Origin of the sequence: Klebsiella sp. RHBSTW-00215 (assembly GCF_014103785.1) — a bacterium.
Classification (GTDB): Bacteria; Pseudomonadota; Gammaproteobacteria; order Enterobacterales; family Enterobacteriaceae; genus Klebsiella.
The window spans coordinates 542,352-555,925 of the sequence record NZ_JABXQS010000001.1; the positions used below are offsets into that span (position 1 = coordinate 542,352).

The 13,574-nt window shown below is 54.4% G+C and carries 14 protein-coding genes; 11 read left to right on the forward strand and 3 right to left on the reverse strand.

Annotation, left to right across the window (positions count from 1 at the left end):
* Position 1: 1 nt before the first annotated feature.
* The 3 genes from HV127_RS02610 to HV127_RS02620 are packed head-to-tail and all read left to right on the forward strand — an operon-like array spanning position 2 to position 2,622.
* Entirely contained in the window at positions 2 to 712 is a 711-nt protein-coding gene (locus tag HV127_RS02610; RefSeq protein ID WP_004393997.1) for an ABC transporter ATP-binding protein, read from the forward strand.
* A 28-nt stretch (positions 713 to 740) separates the two neighbouring features.
* On the forward strand, positions 741 to 1,214 hold the full coding sequence (locus HV127_RS02615; protein WP_003056106.1) for a cytochrome c: 474 nt from the start codon (positions 741 to 743) through the stop codon (positions 1,212 to 1,214).
* The gene (locus HV127_RS02620) at positions 1,201 to 2,622 is read left to right on the forward strand and encodes an efflux transporter outer membrane subunit (RefSeq protein ID WP_228727444.1); all 1,422 of its coding nucleotides are present in this window, start codon (positions 1,201 to 1,203) and stop codon (positions 2,620 to 2,622) included. The genes HV127_RS02615 and HV127_RS02620 overlap by 14 nt, the downstream gene beginning before the upstream one ends.
* A 33-nt stretch (positions 2,623 to 2,655) precedes the next feature.
* Here the strand turns inward: HV127_RS02620 and HV127_RS02625 are convergent, their stop codons facing one another.
* A complete protein-coding gene (locus HV127_RS02625; protein ID WP_001067855.1) occupies positions 2,656 to 3,360 on the reverse strand; it encodes an IS6-like element IS26 family transposase in 705 nt (234 codons plus the stop codon).
* On the opposite strand from HV127_RS02625, the gene HV127_RS02630 reads away from it, so the two are divergent.
* Positions 3,351 to 5,042: a PAS domain-containing methyl-accepting chemotaxis protein gene (locus tag HV127_RS02630; RefSeq protein ID WP_228727445.1), complete on the forward strand. Its 1,692-nt coding sequence runs from the start codon at positions 3,351 to 3,353 to the stop codon at positions 5,040 to 5,042. The genes HV127_RS02625 and HV127_RS02630 overlap by 10 nt on opposite strands.
* Positions 5,043 to 5,369: 327 nt before the next feature.
* Positions 5,370 to 6,131, forward strand: coding sequence for a DeoR/GlpR family DNA-binding transcription regulator (locus HV127_RS02635; RefSeq protein WP_002210513.1), 762 nt, complete (start codon positions 5,370 to 5,372; stop codon positions 6,129 to 6,131).
* 20 nt (positions 6,132 to 6,151) lie between these two features.
* Here HV127_RS02635 and HV127_RS02640 read toward each other — a convergent pair whose 3' ends face one another.
* Positions 6,152 to 7,012 carry an extended-spectrum class A beta-lactamase SHV-12 gene (locus HV127_RS02640; protein WP_002904004.1) on the reverse strand — a complete coding sequence of 287 codons (861 nt, stop codon included), beginning with the start codon at positions 7,010 to 7,012 and terminating at the stop codon, positions 6,152 to 6,154.
* A 136-nt stretch (positions 7,013 to 7,148) separates the two neighbouring features.
* Between HV127_RS02640 and HV127_RS02645 the strand changes: the two genes are divergently transcribed.
* Both HV127_RS02645 and HV127_RS02650 read left to right on the forward strand, forming a co-directional pair.
* Positions 7,149 to 7,853, forward strand: a complete 705-nt coding sequence (locus HV127_RS02645) for an IS6-like element IS26 family transposase (RefSeq protein WP_001067855.1) — start codon at positions 7,149 to 7,151, stop codon at positions 7,851 to 7,853.
* A 315-nt stretch (positions 7,854 to 8,168) separates the two neighbouring features.
* Complete coding sequence (locus HV127_RS02650) at positions 8,169 to 8,393, forward strand: YdcH family protein (protein ID WP_080828775.1); 225 nt, start codon at positions 8,169 to 8,171, stop codon at positions 8,391 to 8,393.
* A 50-nt stretch (positions 8,394 to 8,443) separates the two neighbouring features.
* Here HV127_RS02650 and HV127_RS02655 read toward each other — a convergent pair whose 3' ends face one another.
* Entirely contained in the window at positions 8,444 to 9,280 is an 837-nt protein-coding gene (locus HV127_RS02655) for an alpha/beta hydrolase (RefSeq protein ID WP_112214950.1), read from the reverse strand.
* Between the two features lie 206 nt (positions 9,281 to 9,486).
* On the opposite strand from HV127_RS02655, the gene HV127_RS02660 reads away from it, so the two are divergent.
* From HV127_RS02660 to HV127_RS02675, 4 genes are all read left to right on the forward strand, one after another.
* Complete coding sequence (locus tag HV127_RS02660) at positions 9,487 to 10,191, forward strand: IS6-like element IS26 family transposase (RefSeq protein ID WP_001067855.1); 705 nt, start codon at positions 9,487 to 9,489, stop codon at positions 10,189 to 10,191.
* A gap of 282 nt (positions 10,192 to 10,473) precedes the next feature.
* Complete coding sequence (locus HV127_RS02665; RefSeq protein WP_001162010.1) at positions 10,474 to 11,031, forward strand: recombinase family protein; 558 nt, start codon at positions 10,474 to 10,476, stop codon at positions 11,029 to 11,031.
* Positions 11,032 to 11,033: 2 nt separating this feature from the next.
* Positions 11,034 to 12,431, forward strand: coding sequence for a DUF4158 domain-containing protein (locus HV127_RS02670; protein ID WP_174501489.1), 1,398 nt, complete (start codon positions 11,034 to 11,036; stop codon positions 12,429 to 12,431).
* A gap of 78 nt (positions 12,432 to 12,509) precedes the next feature.
* On the forward strand, positions 12,510 to 13,514 hold the full coding sequence (locus HV127_RS02675; RefSeq protein WP_000427620.1) for an IS110-like element IS4321 family transposase: 1,005 nt from the start codon (positions 12,510 to 12,512) through the stop codon (positions 13,512 to 13,514).
* Positions 13,515 to 13,574 lie beyond the last annotated feature (60 nt).

Genomic DNA, 13,574 nt, shown 5'->3' on the forward strand with positions numbered 1-13,574 from the left:
GATGAGTGGCAAAGGGATACACATCGAAAGTTTAAGCAAGCGGTATGGCGATGGTGACACCGCTGTCTTTGCCTTGAGAGACGTGAATATGCATGTTGCGCCTGGTGAAGTGGTGGGACTGATCGGCCCTTCCGGGTCCGGCAAGAGCACGCTGCTCAAGTGTCTGGGTGCGGTGATCGAACCGACCGCCGGTCGCATGACGCTGGGCGATGAAGTGATCTATGCCGATGGCTGGAAAGTCCGCGACCTGCGCGCCTTACGGCGTGACAAGATCGGTTTCGTTTTCCAGGCGCCGTACCTGATTCCGTTTCTCGATGTCACCGACAACGTGGCGCTGCTGCCGATGCTTGCAGGCGTCGCGAATGGAGAGTCGCGCGCGAAGGCACTGGAATTGCTCACAGCGCTTGATGTGCAACACCGAGCTCGCGCAATGCCCTCGCAACTCTCCGGTGGCGAGCAGCAACGGGTCGCCATCGCGCGCGGACTGGTCAATCGTCCGCCGGTGATCCTGGCCGATGAACCCACTGCGCCGCTGGATTCCGAGCGCGCCATGGCTGTAATCCGCATCCTCAACGACATGGCCCGGAAGTTCGAGACCGCCATCATCGTCGTCACCCATGACGAAAAGATCATCCCCACATTCAAGCGCATCTACCACATCCGCGACGGCGTGACCCATGAGGAAGCTGGCGAAGGGCGGGAGTTCGAATGAGAGAACGATTGAATTACAGGAGAATTTCATGACCCACCGCAAACACAGCCACGCATTTGGAACTATCACCCTGACCGTTACGGCCTGCCTGCTTTTATGGGGTTTTCAGTTGCCAGCTTGGGCTGGTGACGCTACCCAGGTTGAGCCACTGGCGCTACGCAAGATCATGCAGGAACTCGGGCGCAACATGCAGGCTATTACCGGTGCGATTTCGCAGGAGGAATGGGTTCAGGTCGTTCAGCTCGCCCCAAAAGTTGCTGCACACCCCGAGCCACCGCTTACTGAAAAAATGCGCATCCTTGCTTACCTCGGCGCTGATGCGACCAAGTTCAGAAACTTTGACGCGCAGACTCACGAGGCGGCGCTGGCCATGAAGCTGGCTGCTGCGAGCAGCGACGGCAAGGCGGTGATCCAATCATTCGCCCACGTGCAGGAAAGCTGCTTGGGCTGCCACCAAGCTTTCCGTAAACCTTTCGTGGAGCATTTTTATGGAGCACGCTAAAACATGCCAGCGCCCCATCAGCCTCGAAAGACGGCTTGCGGCAACTTACCTGGTAGCTGGTCTGGTCACCGCCGGTCTGGCCGGCTGCGCCGCCGGCCCTGATTTTCAGCGTCCCACCGCACCCGATGTGGCTCGCTACACTGCAACACCGGTAGCTGATAGAACCGTGTCCGCTCCCACGCAGTTCGGCGAAACACAACGTCTAGTCGAAGGGCTTCCGATCGAAACGCAATGGTGGCAAAGCTTGGGTTCATCCGCACTCGACGGACTGATAAACGAAGCTTTCCATGTCAGCCCGACGCTGGCGAGCATCAGCGCCAATTTGCGACAGGCGCAGGAGCTTCTTGCCGCACAGGCGGGCTCGACGCAATATCCACAGGTAGATGTCGCACTGGGATCTCAGCGCCAGCAAATGAGTCCCAGTAGCCAAGGGTTGAGCGGAGACGCACGTCAATTCAGCCTCTACAACGCCAGCGTTGGCGTGCATTACAACCTCGATCTGGCTGGCGGCAACCGGCGCGCACTCGAAGCCTTGGCTGCTCGCGCCGACTACCGTCGCTTCGAACTGAATGCTGCGCGCCTGGCCCTTGCCGGCAACATGGCAACCGCTGCCATTACCCGAGCACGCCTCGCCGCGCAACTAGAAGCCACTACTGCCATTTTGCGCGTGCAGGATGAGCAACTGCGCCTAGCCCATGAACGCGTGCGTATCGGTCAGGCCTCACCTGATGAAGCGTTGAGCCTACAAGCTCAGGCGGAGCAAACGCGGGCAGAACTGCCTGCGCTGCGTAAACAACTGCAACAAACCGAACATCTACTGGCGGTGCTAGCCGGTCGTGCCCCAGGCACGGGTGGCATCCCGGCCTTCACTCTGGCCGATTTCACTCTACCCGTCGAGATGCCGCTCGTCGTGCCCTCAGAACTGGTGCGCCGCCGACCGGATATCCAGGCGTCAGAGGCGCTGTTGCATGCGGCCAATGCAGACTATGGTGTGGCTGTCGCCAAGCTCTACCCACAGATCAACCTGAGCGCCAACCTTGGTTCTCAGGCGCTGACCACCGGTGCCCTGTTCGGTGGTGGCTCGGCAGTGTGGGGCCTGGTTGCGCAGCTCACCCAGCCTCTTTTTAATCCAGGGCTACCCGCTGAAAAAAGAGCGGCGCTCGCCGCTTTTGATGCCGCCGTAGCCAATTACCAGAGCGTCGTATTGGAGTCTTTGCGTAACGTCGCCGACACCCTGCGCGCGGTGGAAAGCGATGCACAAACTTTGACTGCCCTCGCTGCCGCTGATATGGCTGCACAGGCCTCCTTGCAGTCGGTCGAGCGGCAATACCGGCTGGGCGCGGCCAGCTACCTGCAACTGCTCATCGCGCAGCAACAGGCACAGTCAATGGCACTGTTGCAAAGTTAGCGATGAGGCAGCCTTTTGTCTTATTCAAAGGCCTTACATTTCAAAAACTCTGCTTACCAGGCGCATTTCGCCCAGGGGATCACCATAATAAAATGCTGAGGCCTGGCCTTTGCGTAGTGCACGCATCACCTCAATACCTTTGATGGTGGCGTAAGCCGTCTTCATGGATTTAAATCCCAGCGTGGCGCCGATTATCCGTTTCAGTTTGCCATGATCGCATTCAATCACGTTGTTCCGGTACTTAATCTGTCGGTGTTCAACGTCAGACGGGCACCGGCCTTCGCGTTTGAGCAGAGCAAGCGCGCGACCATAGGCGGGCGCTTTATCCGTGTTGATGAATCGCGGGATCTGCCACTTCTTCACGTTGTTGAGGATTTTACCCAGAAACCGGTATGCAGCTTTGCTGTTACGACGGGAGGAGAGATAAAAATCGACAGTGCGGCCCCGGCTGTCGACGGCCCGGTACAGATACGCCCAGCGGCCATTGACCTTCACGTAGGTTTCATCCATGTGCCACGGGCAAAGATCGGAAGGGTTACGCCAGTACCAGCGCAGCCGTTTTTCCATTTCAGGCGCATAACGCTGAACCCAGCGGTAAATCGTGGAGTGATCGACATTCACTCCGCGTTCAGCCAGCATCTCCTGCAGCTCACGGTAACTGATGCCGTATTTGCAGTACCAGCGTACGGCCCACAGAATGATGTCACGCTGAAAATGCCGGCCTTTGAATGGGTTCATGTGCAGCTCCATCAGCAAAAGGGGATGATAAGTTTATCACCACCGACTATTTGCAACAGTGCCCCGAAAACAATAAAATAAAACAGCCAACCCTTGAGGTTCTTATGCGCCAGAATTTACCAGTGACGGGTCGAAACTTAGAACTCCCAAAAGATGCCAATATTCTTTCGACTACCTCCCCTCAAAGCCATATCACGTACGTTAATCCTGACTTCATTAAAATCAGTGGTTTCACTGAGGAAGAACTATTAGGCCAGCCTCACAACATCGTAAGACACCCAGATATGCCGCCTGCTGCATTTGAGCATATGTGGAGTACATTAAAATCTGGCCGCTCATGGATGGGGCTAGTAAAAAATCGCTGTAAAAATGGCGACCACTATTGGGTAAGTGCTTATGTAACGCCAATAGCTAAGAATGGTTCGATTGTTGAATACCAGTCTGTAAGGACCAAGCCTGAACCTGAGCAGGTTTTGGCTGCGGAAAAATTATATGCTCAATTGAGAAGCGGGAAGGCCGCGAGGCCGAAATTGGCTGCTAGCTTTTCCGTGAAAATACTCTTGCTCATATGGGGTAGTATTATATCAAGCGCAATGGCTGCCGGCATGCTTACTGATACATCAATAAGCAGCTTATTGTTAGCCACTTTAATGTCAGGAAGCTTAAGCTCTGTTAGTGTTTTGGCTATTCTCTCTCCTCTTGGAAGACTGGTTGAAAGAGCCAGGAATATTTCCAATAACCCATTAAGTCAATCCCTCTACACTGGGCGCACCGATGAGTTTGGCCAAATAGAGTTTGCTTTACGAATGATGCAAGCTGAAACAGGCGCCATAGTAGGTCGCATAGGTGATGCATCAAATCGGCTTAGCGAACACACCCGAGGCCTACTAAAGGATATTGAGTCAAGCAATGTACTTACAGTTGAGCAGCAGGCAGAGACAGATCAAATAGCAACGGCAGTAAACCAAATGGTGGCAAGCATTCAAGAGGTTGCGAGCAATGCACAGCATGCTGCAGATGCGGCCGGAAGAGCAGACACTGAGACGGCATCTGGCCAGCGTCTGGTAGCCCACACAAGCCAGTCAATCACTGCCCTTGAAGGTGAAATTAGGCAAGCCACTCAGGTTATTCATGAGCTTGAAGGTCAAAGTAACGAGATATCAAAAGTTCTTGACGTTATACGAGGGATCGCCGAGCAAACGAATTTGTTGGCACTCAACGCAGCAATTGAGGCCGCGCGTGCTGGTGAGCAGGGGCGTGGTTTTGCTGTTGTCGCCGATGAGGTTCGCAGTCTTGCTGCTCGCACACAGCAATCGACAACGGATATTCAAAGCATGATCAGCGCTCTACAAGAGCGAGCGCAATCCGCTGTTACAGTCATGGAGCAAAGTAGTCGGCAAGCGCACACGAGTGTAGCTCACGCAGAGGAAGCAGCTACAGCTCTTGATGGAATTGGCCAACGCGTTAACGAAATTACCGACATGAACGCGCAAATAGCGACTGCGGTCGAGCAGCAGGGAGCAGTAAGTGAAGACATAAACCGCAGTATTATCAATATACGCGATGCTGCTGATACCAATGTACAGACCGGGCAGAATAATTTGCAAAGTGCGAAATCTGTCGCTCAGTTAACTAGCGCTCTGAGCGAACTGGCAAAACAGTTTTGGGAAAAACGAGGATAACGCTTTTCAGTATCTCGACAGGGATAACTTACTTTACCATCGGTTATCCCTTTTAGCCGCACAAATTTTAGCCATGGCTTTTCAGGAAGTCAGGGCTATCAGAATGGCCTTAGAAAGCCTAGTCAAAGAGCTGTCACGAGAACACCGTTAGCTTAGCGTACGATTTTTTCCGAATTCTGCGGTTCCCCCAAAGAGGCTGCACAGCGGCGATTCTTGCCCTAAAATAGCGTAAAAAACAGCGGCAAAGCGCGATAACAACACCGGGTGTCGCCAGGGCCGTAGCCTGGGTGGTGACGCCTGGTGTGAAAAAATGGTAAGGGGAGAGCGGTGATTCCAATAGAACGACATCAGCGTATTTTAGCCCTGGTGGAGCAGCGTGGGGCGGTAAGCATTAACGAGCTGACGGAGATCCTCGGCGTGTCCCATATGACCATCCGTCGGGACGTCAGTAAACTGGAGGAGCAGGGGCTGCTGGTCAGCGTCTCGGGCGGCGTACGCGCCGTCAGCCGGCTGGCCGCGGAACCCAGTCATCTGGTGAAAAGCACGCTGCAGAGTGAGGAGAAACAGGCGATCGGCGCGCTGGCGGCGAGTCATATCGCTAAAAACAGTTGCATCTATCTGGATGCCGGGACTACCACCCTGGCGCTGGCGCGGGCGATCCTCGACCGGAACGATCTCCAGGTGGTCACCAATGATTTTGAGATAACCCAGCTGCTGATCGATGCCAGCCAGTGCGGCGTGATCCACACCGGCGGCACTCTGTGCCGGGAGAACCGCTCCTGCGTGGGCGAATCGGCGGCGCGTACGTTACGCCACCTGGCTATCGATACGGCCTTTATCTCCGCCAGCGGCTGGGACAGTCGCGGGATATTCACCCCTGATGAGAACAAGGTTACCGTCAAGGAGACCGTCAGCCAGGTCAGCGCGAGAAGCATCCTGCTGTGCGACAGTTCGAAATACAATCAGGTGGCCACGTTTATGGCGTTACCTTTGACCCGGTTCACCACCATCATTACCGACCGGCATCTTTCCGATGCCGCCGCCAGTCATATCGCCCGGCACGCCTGCGAGGTGCTGCGGGCCGGATAACGCGCGCGGCCACCGCCGGGTTAGCGTTGCCAGTGCTCGATCAGCGCCGCGCCGATCCCGGCGATTTGCTGATTTCGCTCGGCCATGCTCGCCGGCGTATCCCGCAGATAAATCACCACAATGCGCTCTGCTTTGTTATTCGGGCCAAGCAGGGCGACAATCCCGCGCGCACCCCGCTTGCTAGCTCCGGTCTTATCGGCGATAAACCAGCCCGCCGGCAGCACGGAGCGGATCAACGGTCCGGCGACCCGATCGTCCACCATCCACTGCAGCAGCTGCCGTTGCGAACGGGCGCTCAGACGCTGGCTGGTCAGCAGCTTGCGCAGGGTCGCGGCCATGCTGGCCGGGGTAGTGGTGTCGCGGGCGTCGCCGGGAAGCGCCTCATTCAGTTCCGTTTCCCAGCGGTCAAGGCGGGTGACGTTGTCGCCGATCTGGCGCAAAAAGGCAGTCAATCCTGCGGGGCCGCCGACGGTGGCCAGCAGCAGATTGGCGGCGCTGTTATCGCTCATGGTAATGGCGGCGGCGCAGAGTTCGCCGACCGTCATGCCGTCGGCAAGGTGTTTTTCGCTGACCGGCGAGTAGTCCACCAGATCCTGCTGGCGATAGTGGATCTTTCGCTCCAGCTGTTCGTCACCGGCATCCACCCGCGCCAGCACTGCGCCGCAGAGCACTACTTTAAAGGTGCTCATCATGGGAAAGCGTTCATCGGCGCGCCAGGCGGTCAGCGTGCGGCCGCTGGCCAGATCCATTTCTATCATGCCTACGCGGCCCGACAGCTGGCTTTCGCTTTGTTTAATTTGCTCAAGCGGCTGCGGGCTGGCGTGTACCGCCAGCGGCAGGGTGGCTAACAGGGAGATAATACACAGGCGAATATAACGCATAACCACAATACATCCTTGAGTGAAGGCCGATAAAGGCGAGTAAAGAAGCGACAAATAAGAATAACCCGGCGTTGGCACTGTTGCAAATAGTCGGTGGTGATAAACTTATCATCCCCTTTTGCTGATGGAGCTGCACATGAACCCATTCAAAGGCCGGCATTTTCAGCGTGACATCATTCTGTGGGCCGTACGCTGGTACTGCAAATACGGCATCAGTTACCGTGAGCTGCAGGAGATGCTGGCTGAACGCGGAGTGAATGTCGATCACTCCACGATTTACCGCTGGGTTCAGCGTTATGCGCCTGAAATGGAAAAACGGCTGCGCTGGTACTGGCGTAACCCTTCCGATCTTTGCCCGTGGCACATGGATGAAACCTACGTGAAGGTCAATGGCCGCTGGGCGTATCTGTACCGGGCCGTCGACAGCCGGGGCCGCACTGTCGATTTTTATCTCTCCTCCCGTCGTAACAGCAAAGCTGCATACCGGTTTCTGGGTAAAATCCTCAACAACGTGAAGAAGTGGCAGATCCCGCGATTCATCAACACGGATAAAGCGCCCGCCTATGGTCGCGCGCTTGCTCTGCTCAAACGCGAAGGCCGGTGCCCGTCTGACGTTGAACACCGACAGATTAAGTACCGGAACAACGTGATTGAATGCGATCATGGCAAACTGAAACGGATAATCGGCGCCACGCTGGGATTTAAATCCATGAAGACGGCTTACGCCACCATCAAAGGTATTGAGGTGATGCGTGCACTACGCAAAGGCCAGGCCTCAGCATTTTATTATGGTGATCCCCTGGGCGAAATGCGCCTGGTAAGCAGAGTTTTTGAAATGTAAGGCCTTTGAATAAGACAAAAGGCTGCCTCATCGCTAACTTTGCAACAGTGCCTGAATTACCGCATAACGCAGTTTGATAATAGCGGACGAGTTGTTGTCGACCGCCTGGCGGATTCCATTTAATTACTAAAAACCCCTCCAGCGGCTAAGAGCCTAATGACATAGGCTCTTAGCTACGCCCCCTCTCCTCAGCGCCTGAAATTCCTTTGACCTGTAACATAAACGCGACACCGTTCTCATTACCATTTTATTGCTGTGGTTAATCTAAACGTGTGTGTCTCCGTACACACGTTTTTCTATCAACAAGGAAGGTACATGTTTCCAGAACACAGAGAGTTGATTTCTCGATTGAAAACCTCGCACTCACGCTTTCAATCGCTATTCGAAAAACATAACGCACTCGATCACGATATTTCCCGGATAGAAGGAGCTGACGGCAAAGGATACAGTCTTGAACTTGTTCATATGAAGAAAGAAAAACTTCTGTTGAAGGATGAGTTACTGAAAATCCTCCAACATGAGAGCCTGAATCAGGCCTGACGCTTCGATTAAGGCCGCCAGATAGCGGCCTTTCTTCTCTCAGCTTCGGGCTACGAACGGATAAACGCCAGCAGATCGGCGTTAATCACATCCGCATGGGTGGTATGCATACCGTGCGGATAGCCGGGGTAAATTTTCAGCTGGCTATCAGACAGTAGTTTATCCTGCAATATCGCCGCGTTCTGATAGGGAACAACCTGATCATCATCCCCCTGCATAACCAGTACCGGTAGCGTAATGGCTTTTAAATCCTCGGTCTGATCGGTTTCAGAAAACGCCTTAATCCCCTCATAGTGTGCCTGCGCACTGCCAATCATGCCCTGCCGCCACCAGTTCTGAATGGTGCCTTGCGACACTTCTGCGCCATCGCGGTTAAAGCCATAAAAAGGCCCGGACGCGACGTCGAGATAAAACTGCGCGCGGTTAGCAGCCAGCGCCTGGCGAAAACCATCAAAAACTTCAACAGGCGTACCGCCTGGATTGCTGTCCGTTTTGACCATCAACGGCGGCACGGCGCTGATAAGCACCGCTTTGGCAACCCGACCCTGCGGTTGGCCATACTGTGCAACATAGCGCGCAACCTGCCCGCCACCGGTAGAATGCCCGATATGCACGGCGTTATGCAGATCCAGATGTTCCGCCACAGCCGAAGCGTCCGCGGCGTAATGATCCATATCATGACCTTCACTCACCTGATCTGAGCGACCATGACCGCGTCGGTCAATAGCAATCACCCGGAAGCCTTCAGCCAGAAAAAACAGCATCTGGTTATCCCAATCATCCGCGCTTAACGGCCAGCCATGGTGAAACACTATGGGCTGCGCATCCCTGGAACCCCAGTCTTTATAGAAAATATTAACGCCGTCTTTGGTTGTCACAAATGCCATGCTACAAACTCCTCTATTGAGAAAACAAGGCTGCTGGCTGACGCCTACAGTAAGTCGGGTATAAAGGTTGAATGTTCTGTCTGGTGGCTATCATGTCTCGTGGGCATGAAAATGGTTTGGCTGAAAAAGTGTAGATGATTTTTGGCACTGTTGCAAATAGTCGGTGGTGATAAACTTATCATCCCCTTTTGCTGATGGAGCTGCACATGAACCCATTCAAAGGCCGGCATTTTCAGCGTGACATCATTCTGTGGGCCGTACGCTGGTACTGCAAATACGGCATCAGTTACCGTGAGCTGCAGGAGATGCTGGCTGAACGCGGAGTGAATGTCGATCACTCCACGATTTACCGCTGGGTTCAGCGTTATGCGCCTGAAATGGAAAAACGGCTGCGCTGGTACTGGCGTAACCCTTCCGATCTTTGCCCGTGGCACATGGATGAAACCTACGTGAAGGTCAATGGCCGCTGGGCGTATCTGTACCGGGCCGTCGACAGCCGGGGCCGCACTGTCGATTTTTATCTCTCCTCCCGTCGTAACAGCAAAGCTGCATACCGGTTTCTGGGTAAAATCCTCAACAACGTGAAGAAGTGGCAGATCCCGCGATTCATCAACACGGATAAAGCGCCCGCCTATGGTCGCGCGCTTGCTCTGCTCAAACGCGAAGGCCGGTGCCCGTCTGACGTTGAACACCGACAGATTAAGTACCGGAACAACGTGATTGAATGCGATCATGGCAAACTGAAACGGATAATCGGCGCCACGCTGGGATTTAAATCCATGAAGACGGCTTACGCCACCATCAAAGGTATTGAGGTGATGCGTGCACTACGCAAAGGCCAGGCCTCAGCATTTTATTATGGTGATCCCCTGGGCGAAATGCGCCTGGTAAGCAGAGTTTTTGAAATGTAAGGCCTTTGAATAAGACAAAAGGCTGCCTCATCGCTAACTTTGCAACAGTGCCGTTTTCGGCATTAAGCCCAATTTCTTGAGCGTTACGATAAAGCTAGCATGGAAACGATAGGTGCAAGCAAGTTAAGGGTTGCATCGCGCATGTCAATCTAGGCTATACCCTAACCTGATGTCAGATGTTGAGCACAAACAACGTCAGAGTAGGGTATTAATATATATTTATTGACACATTCAGCCAAGGGTAATAGATTTCATCCTGACATTTTTACCTTTGGAGGCATCTTGCAAGGTCAACGTATCGGCTACGTTCGCGTCAGCAGCTTCGACCAGAATCCTGATCGACAACTGGAACAAATAGAAGTCGGCAAGGTATTCACCGATAAGGCTTCAGGCAAGGACACACAACGTCCCGAACTTGAAAGGCTGCTGGCCTTCGTCCGCGAGGGCGACACCGTGGTGGTGCATAGCATGGACAGGTTGGCACGCAACCTTGATGACCTGCGCCGCATCGTCCAAGGGCTGACACAACGGGGCGTGCGCATGGAGTTCGTCAAAGAAGGGCTAACGTTCACCGGCGAGGACTCACCGATGGCCAATCTGATGCTGTCGGTCATGGGAGCCTTTGCTGAGTTCGAGCGCGCTCTGATCCGCGAACGTCAGCGCGAGGGAATCGTGCTGGCTAAGCAGCGCGGGGCCTACCGGGGACGAAAGAAATCGCTGAACAGCGAACAAATTGCCGAGTTGAAACGGCGAGTTGCGGCAGGCGACCAGAAAACCTTGGTGGCCCGTGACTTCGGCATCAGCCGCGAAACCTTGTACCAGTACCTGCGGGAAGACTGACCATGCCACGCCGCTCAATCCTGTCCGCCACCGAGCGCGAAAGTCTGCTGACACTGCCAGATGCCAAAGACGAACTGATACGGCACTACACGTTCAACGAAACCGACCTGTCGGTGATCCGTCAGCGTCGCGGCGCCGCGAATCGATTGGGCTTCGCCGTGCAGCTTTGCTACTTGCGATTCCCTGGCATCTTCTTGGGCGTCGATGATCCTCCATTTCTGCCCCTGCTGCGCATGGTGGCCGCACAACTCAAGGTGCCGGTGGAAAGCTGGAACCATTACGGCCAGCGCGAGCAGACACGGCGGGAGCACTTGGTCGAGCTGCAAACGGTGTTTGGATTCAAGCCCTTCACCATGAGTCATTACCGGCAAGCCGTGCATACATTGACCGAACTGGCCTTGCAAACAGACAAAGGCATTGTGCTGGCCAGCACCCTTGTTGAAAACCTGCGGCGGCAGAGCATCATCCTACCCGCCATGAATGCCATCGAGCGCGCAAGCGCCGAGGCCATTACCCGTGCCAACCGAAGCATCCATGCGGCATTGGCCGATTCCTTGATACCTGTCCATCGCCAGCGCCTGGACGAACTGCTCAAGCGCAAGGATGGTAGCAAAATGACGTGGCTAGCGTGGCTGCGCCAATCGCCCGCCAAGCCGAACTCGCGCCACATGCTTGAACACATCGAACGCCTCAAAGCCTGGCAGGCGCTTGACCTACCTGCTGGCATCGAACGGCAGGTACACCAAAACCGCTTGCTCAAGATCGCCCGCGAAGGCGGCCAGATGACGCCCGCCGACCTGGCCAAGTTCGAGTCGCAGCGGCGTTACGCCACCTTGGTAGCACTGGCCATCGAGGGCATGGCCACCGTCACTGATGAAATCATCGACCTTCACGACCGTATCATCGGCAAGCTGTTCAATGCGGCCAAGAACAAGCATCAACAGCAGTTCCAGGCTTCCGGCAAGGCGATCAACGACAAGGTGCGGATGTATGGGCGCATCGAGCGCACGCTGTTCATTCTGGATTGGCTGCAAAGCGTGGAGCTGCGCCGCCGCGTCCATGCGGGGCTGAATAAGGGCGAGGCGCGCAACGCGCTGGCCAGGGCGGTCTTCTTCTACCGATTGGGTGAAATCCGCGACCGCAGTTTTGAGCAGCAGCGCTACCGGGCCAGCGGCCTCAATCTGGTGACGGCGGCCATCGTGTTGTGGAACACGGTCTATCTGGAGCGTGCCACCAGTGCTTTGCGTGCCCACGGCAAGGCGCTGGACGACACGTTGCTGCAATATCTGTCCCCGCTGGGGTGGGAGCATATCAACCTGACCGGCGATTACCTATGGCGCAGCAGTGCCAAGGTCGGTGCGGGGAAGTTCAGGCCATTGCGACCGCTGCCACCGGCTTAGCGTGCTTTATTTAATGAGATGGTCACTCCCTCCTTCCCGGTACTATGCTGAGGATAGGCTTTCATTCGGAGAACTATCATGGAAAACATTGCGCTCATTGGTATCGATCTGGGTAAAAACTCTTTCCATATTCATTGCCAAGATCGTCGCGGCAAGGCTGTTTACCGTAAAAAATTTACACGGCCAAAGTTAATCGAATTTTTGGCGACATGCCCCGCTACAACCATCGCAATGGAAGCCTGTGGTGGCTCTCACTTTATGGCACGCAAGTTGGAAGAGTTGGGGCATTTTCCTAAGCTGATATCACCACAATTTGTCCGTCCATTCGTTAAAAGTAACAAAAACGACTTTGTCGACGCCGAAGCTATTTGTGAAGCTGCATCGCGTCCGTCTATGCGTTTTGTACAGCCCAGAACTGAATCTCAGCAGGCAATGCGTGCGCTGCATCGTGTCCGTGAATCCTTGGTTCAGGATAAGGTAAAAACAACCAATCAGATGCATGCTTTTCTGCTGGAATTTGGCATCAGCGTTCCACGAGGAGCTGCCGTTATTAGCCGACTGAGTACCCTTCTTGAGGACAATAGTTTGCCTCTATACCTCAGCCAGTTATTGCTGAAATTACAACAGCATTATCACTATCTTGTTGAGCAGATTAAAGATTTGGAATCCCAGTTGAAACGAAAGTTGGACGAAGATGAGATTGGACAGCGCTTGCTGAGCATTCCCTGCGTCGGAACACTGACAGCGAGTACTATTTCAACTGAGATTGGCGACGGGAAGCAGTACGCCAGCAGTCGTGACTTTGCGGCGGCAACAGGGCTAGTGCCTCGACAGTACAGCACGGGAGGTCGGACGACATTGCTGGGAATTAGTAAGCGAGGTAACAAAAAGATCCGAACTTTGTTGGTTCAATGTGCCAGGGTATTCATACAAAAACTGGAACACCAGTCTGGCAAATTGGCCGATTGGGTCAGGGATCTACTGTGTAGGAAAAGCAACTTTGTCGTCACTTGTGCTCTGGCAAACAAGCTGGCCAGAATAGCCTGGGCCCTAACGGCACGACAGCAAACTTATGTAGCATAACGGAAGAAATACACCGGTTTAAAGAATCACTGATCTGGTTTTGCGAATACTGATATTGAT

Coding starts and splice junctions, on each gene's coding strand:
- HV127_RS02610 (WP_004393997.1), top strand. CDS start 2: ATGAGTGGCAAAGGGATACACATCGAAAGTTTAAGCAAGCGGTATGGC.
- HV127_RS02615 (WP_003056106.1), top strand. CDS start 741: ATGACCCACCGCAAACACAGCCACGCATTTGGAACTATCACCCTGACC.
- HV127_RS02620 (WP_228727444.1), top strand. CDS start 1,201: ATGGAGCACGCTAAAACATGCCAGCGCCCCATCAGCCTCGAAAGACGG.
- HV127_RS02630 (WP_228727445.1), top strand. CDS start 3,351: ATGGGTTCATGTGCAGCTCCATCAGCAAAAGGGGATGATAAGTTTATC.
- HV127_RS02625 (WP_001067855.1), bottom strand. CDS start 3,360: ATGAACCCATTCAAAGGCCGGCATTTTCAGCGTGACATCATTCTGTGG.
- HV127_RS02640 (WP_002904004.1), bottom strand. CDS start 7,012: ATGCGTTATATTCGCCTGTGTATTATCTCCCTGTTAGCCACCCTGCCG.
- HV127_RS02645 (WP_001067855.1), top strand. CDS start 7,149: ATGAACCCATTCAAAGGCCGGCATTTTCAGCGTGACATCATTCTGTGG.
- HV127_RS02650 (WP_080828775.1), top strand. CDS start 8,169: ATGTTTCCAGAACACAGAGAGTTGATTTCTCGATTGAAAACCTCGCAC.
- HV127_RS02655 (WP_112214950.1), bottom strand. CDS start 9,280: ATGGCATTTGTGACAACCAAAGACGGCGTTAATATTTTCTATAAAGAC.
- HV127_RS02660 (WP_001067855.1), top strand. CDS start 9,487: ATGAACCCATTCAAAGGCCGGCATTTTCAGCGTGACATCATTCTGTGG.
- HV127_RS02670 (WP_174501489.1), top strand. CDS start 11,034: ATGCCACGCCGCTCAATCCTGTCCGCCACCGAGCGCGAAAGTCTGCTG.
- HV127_RS02675 (WP_000427620.1), top strand. CDS start 12,510: ATGGAAAACATTGCGCTCATTGGTATCGATCTGGGTAAAAACTCTTTC.